Origin of the sequence: Propioniciclava sp. (assembly GCF_036744435.1) — a bacterium.
Taxonomy (GTDB): Bacteria; Actinomycetota; Actinomycetes; order Propionibacteriales; family Propionibacteriaceae; genus Propioniciclava.
The window spans coordinates 1,762-6,070 of the sequence record NZ_DAIOIA010000028.1 but is presented as its reverse complement, the minus strand read 5'-3'; the positions used below and the strand labels follow the sequence as shown (position 1 = coordinate 6,070).

Annotated in this window: 4 protein-coding genes; 3 read left to right on the top strand and 1 reads right to left on the bottom strand. The window is 69.9% G+C overall.

Annotated features, from left to right (window positions below):
• Positions 1-196 precede the first annotated feature (196 nt).
• Positions 197-1,114, top strand: a complete 918-nt coding sequence (locus V7E09_RS05485; protein ID WP_324511589.1) for a hypothetical protein — start codon at positions 197-199, stop codon at positions 1,112-1,114.
• Between the two features lie 213 nt (positions 1,115-1,327).
• On the opposite strand, the gene V7E09_RS05480 is transcribed toward V7E09_RS05485, so the two are convergent.
• The gene (locus V7E09_RS05480; RefSeq protein WP_324511590.1) at positions 1,328-2,818 is read right to left on the bottom strand and encodes a gluconokinase; all 1,491 of its coding nucleotides are present in this window, start codon (positions 2,816-2,818) and stop codon (positions 1,328-1,330) included.
• 93 nt (positions 2,819-2,911) lie between these two features.
• On the opposite strand from V7E09_RS05480, the gene V7E09_RS05475 reads away from it, so the two are divergent.
• A complete protein-coding gene (locus tag V7E09_RS05475) occupies positions 2,912-3,322 on the top strand; it encodes a hypothetical protein (protein ID WP_324511591.1) in 411 nt (136 codons plus the stop codon).
• Positions 3,323-3,584: 262 nt separating this feature from the next.
• A complete protein-coding gene (locus tag V7E09_RS05470) occupies positions 3,585-4,286 on the top strand; it encodes an RNA polymerase sigma factor (protein WP_324511592.1) in 702 nt (233 codons plus the stop codon).
• Positions 4,287-4,309: the final 23 nt, after the last annotated feature.

The window sequence follows — 4,309 nt, the reverse complement described above, 5'->3', positions numbered from 1 at the left end:
CTCGGGCTCGACCCGCCGATGACTGAGGCCCCGGAGGCCGAGGACTGAGGATTCGACCCTCCAGGACTCGATGCCTGCTCGGAAGGACGCCAGGTTGTCCACAGGAGGGCGGCCCGAGGCGCGCGGAGGGATGCGAGTTATCCACACCGGCGCCCCTTGGTGACGCGCCCGAGGGTCTGACGCCCAACGTCATGGCATGGTGAACACGGCGGATCTTCCTGAGACCAGGGTGCGGGTGCACCGCGGCATCGTCCTTCGCGCTGGCGCCTCCACGGACGTCGACCTGCATGTGCGTCAGTTGCACGCGGTGGCCGGCACGCTATCCCCCGGTGCGGCCTTCTGCTTTGAGTCGGCAGCGGCCGTCCACGGACTGCCGATGTGGGCGCCGCACCTCGATCTGGCGCACGTGATGCTGCCAGGCAACGCCCACGGCAACCGGACGCGGTGGGTGCATCGCTACCGCGCTCCGCAGCGCCCGCCCCGCACCGTGATGGTGAACGGCCTCTGCGTCACGTCGCTCGCGCAGACGGCGTCCGATCTGATGCGCCGCTACCGCTTCGGGCCGTCGCTCGCCGTCGCGGATGCCGCGCTGCGCCTGGGCGTCCCCAGGCCGGTTCTGGAGGGGTTGAGTGATGGCGGGCGTGGCTGCAGGCTCGCGTCAGAGGCGGCCCGCCGGGCGGATCCGCGCAGCGAGTCCCCGTATGAGTCGATGGCGAGGGCCCTCATGCTCCAACACGATCTGCCCATGCCACTGCTCCAGCACGAGTTCTTCGACGGGGTGCTGTTCGTCGCGCGCAGCGACTTCTTCTGGCCGGCGCACCGGCTGGTCGCGGAGTTCGACGGCGAGGTGAAGTACTCGACGCTGCTCCGCCCAGGCGAGACGAGGGACGACGTGGTGGCGGCACAGGGTCTGCGGCAGGCGCGACTCGAGTCGCTGGGATACCGCGTGATCCGTTGGACCAGCGCCGATGTGGATGCGGTGCCCACTTTCGTGGAAGGCCTGTCGAGGGATCTCGGGCACCGACGGGTCGATCATGCTCTGTGCCCCGAGGCGCGTGACTACCGGCGCCTTCGAGAGGACCGGCCGCGGCGGCGTCGGATGCCCTGGGCCTGAGGCAGACCGTCACGAGTCCTCGACCGCGCGAGCCTCAGTCCTCGACGCTGTAAGGTCCGGTCCTCGGCAGTCGGAGCTTCAGTCCTCGGCGTCGAGAAGCTTCGTCTTGGGCGGCTCAACTCCAGTCGTCGATGTCGACAAGCTCAGTCCTCGGCGAGGCAGGGGGCAGTCCTCGGTGCCGACAGGCTCAGTCCTCGGCGGACGGGTGGCGGGTCAGTTGGCGTGGGCGATGAGCTTGTCGTAGACGACCCCGAAGCGTTCCATGCGGCGGTGGTAGTACCCCAGGCGATCCGGATGCGGCTCGAACGGTTCGCCGCGCGGGGCTAGCGCCGGGGTGGCGTCGGGGGCCAGGACGGGCAGCGTCGAGAGGGCGGTACCGCGCAGCGTCGAACGCTTCAGCGTGAGCGGGATCACCGGCACGTCGGCCGCATCGGCGATCATCTGCATGAGGCCCGGCTGGGCGCTGGCCGCGCGTCCCGTGGCGATGATCTCCTGGGGCTGACCGATCACGAGGATCAGCTCCCGCAGGATCCGTACGTACGACAAGGCGACGCCCTCCAGGGTGGCGCGGTACAGGTCGAGCGGCGTCGTCGCGGCGGAGACCCGGTGGAACACGGCGCGCGCCTCACCGACCCAGCCGGTCGAGCGTTCCCCGGAGAACCACGGCAGCACTACGGGCAACCCGGGGCGCGGGTCCGCCTGTAGGGCGGCATCCAGTTCATCGGCATCGGGCAGCTTGAGGGTGTCGTGCAGCCAGGTGACGGCCCGGCCGACATCGTTGAGAGCTCCGCCGAGGATCGAGTGTTCTTCGTTGACGCGGTTGCACCACAGCCCTCGCGGCAGGTTCTCCAGGTCGCCCGAGACCAGGACGCGGAACGCGCCGGACGTGGCCGCCGACAGCACGGCGATGGACGAGTCCACCGAGCCGGCGCCGATGGATTGGGAGTGCCCATCGGAAATCGGCGCGAACCACAGGGCATCGGCCAGCGCGGGCCAATCCCGCGCGACGGAGGTCCGCGGGGTGAGGGGCTGCAGCGGGGACGCGATGGGCGACAGTTGCTCGGCGTCAACGCCGACGAGGTCGAGGAGGGCGGCGTCCCAGGTTCCGTTGCGGCGATCCAGCATGCCCGTCCACGCGGCCGTCGACGTCCCGGCGGCGGTGGTGCCGAGGATCCGCCACCAGGCGTACTCGCCGAGGCTCATCCAGCGCCGGACGCGCGCGAACGTGCCCGGGTCGTTCTGTTTGAGCCACAGGAACCGCGGGGGCAGGTAGCCGGTGTGCTGCCGGGTCCCGGTGCGCTGCTGGGTGGCGTCCTCGTTGAGGATGCTCTTGAGGTAGTTCACCTGCGGGGCGCAGCGGCTGTCCGCGTACGTGTAGCAGGGCGTGATGGCGTGCCCGTCGGCGTCGACCCCGACGAGGCTGGACGCGAACGTGTCGAGGGCGACGCCCGCGATGGGGGCGGTAAAGCCGTCCAGGACGGCGTCGATGGCCTGGCGGATCTCCTCGGTGACCTGGTCGGCGTCGATGGTGGACGCCCCGGAGGCGAGCGTCGTGAAGGCGTGCGGGCGCTTGGCCCGGAAGCCGCGGACGGGACGTGCGAGGCGGTCGTAGATCCCTGACCGGGTTCCCGAACTGCCGACGTCGAGCGCCAGGACGTAGGGGGCGTCGGCGTGCGCGGGGTGCACCTCGAGGGTTGCGGTCACGGATCCTCCCGGGTTGAGTGACGCTTCACCGTAGCCAGAGCCTTGCCGATGCGCACGCGGAGGATTGTCGGTTGTCACGCGTAGGCTGCACCCGTGACCTCATCGACTCCCGAGCAGCGCCGCGCGGACGCCTTGCGCATGGCCGCGATGGCCGAGGGCGCCAAGCGCGGCGAGGCGCAGGCGGCGCAGGTGCTGATCGACGGGTTCGTCGCGACGGCGCGTGAGCGTGGCATCGCGCCCGAGCCGCTGGTGGCGACGCAACTGGACGGCCGCCGAGTGCGGACTGACAAGGTCGGTTGGTACGTCAACAACAAGAAGTCGGTGGCGGTCGGCGAGTCGGGGGAGTGGTTCGTCTTGACGGTGCCGTCGTCCACGTGGGGTCGGTTGCGCGGCGTGAAACTGGAGCCGTCGCTGCCGGAGTTGGTGGTGGGGCGGGGTGGCCGTGACGGGGAATCTGGTGACTTGGCCGACTTCCTGCAGCGGATGCTGGAGCGGGCCACCTAGATCTCGACGCTGAGACTCGGTCCGTAAAGTACGGCGCCGAGGGACTGCGGCACCCCAACCAGCAGCCCCCCGGGCTACAACCGAGATTATGTCAAGCCCCCGTCGGCTGCAATCGTGTGGGGATGGCCGTGTTCATTTCGCAACCTTGCCGGTTCAACTGTGTGTGTCCGTGGTGAATTACGAACCTCCAGACACCACCCGGACAACACCTGGTGACGTTCGGACAACACTTCGGACAACACCTGCTCGGCAGAGTCGGACCATGACCCGCCAACACCTCACCCCCACGCTCACTGCGCTGAACCGCGAGTGGGGAGCCCTGTGCGACGAGCACACCACCCTTCCCGCCCGCTGGCGGCTGGCTTGTGGACGGGAGGCGACGGAGGCGGGCTTGGCCGGAATCCTCGGTGCGATCGGGGCTGACCCCGACGCCGTCCTGCTGGGGTTGCTCACCCTGCATCGGGGCGGCGACCGGCTGGCCGGACGCGTCGTGCTGCAGGCTTTCGTGGGCAAACTGGTGCTCATGGCCGCCTCGGATCCGACGGCGACCCTCCCGGACTACCTGGCGGCGATGTGGGAACGTGTGGCTTCCTACCCGCTGGGGCGTCGACGCCGTCGAGTGGCCGCCAACTTGGTGCTCGACACCCTCAAATCGGTGAAATCCGCAGGGCGGCAACAGGGGGTGGAGTTGCCCGGTTGGGACGCCGACACCACGCCGAGCCGTCCGCGCGTGGAGGAGGCGTGGGGCGACATCGAGGAGGTGCTGCGCGAGGGAGTCGAGTTGGGGGCGATCAGCGAACTGACCCGGGCGACGCTGCACAGCGTCTATGTGGAGGGCCGCACCAGCGCCTCCGCGGGACGTGCGCTCGGGGCGTCCGCGGCGGCGGTGCGACAACGCTGCTCGCAGGGAGTGCGGGCGCTGCGCGCCATCGCCCCGGAGCTGATCGAGAGGCTGGCGTCCTGAGAGCGACGACACGAGTGAGCCGG

Bases quoted from the DNA above. Each gene is read 5' to 3' on its own strand.
- V7E09_RS05485 (WP_324511589.1), top strand. From the start codon at position 197: ATGGTGAACACGGCGGATCTTCCTGAGACCAGGGTGCGGGTGCACCGC.
- V7E09_RS05470 (WP_324511592.1), top strand. From the start codon at position 3,585: ATGACCCGCCAACACCTCACCCCCACGCTCACTGCGCTGAACCGCGAG.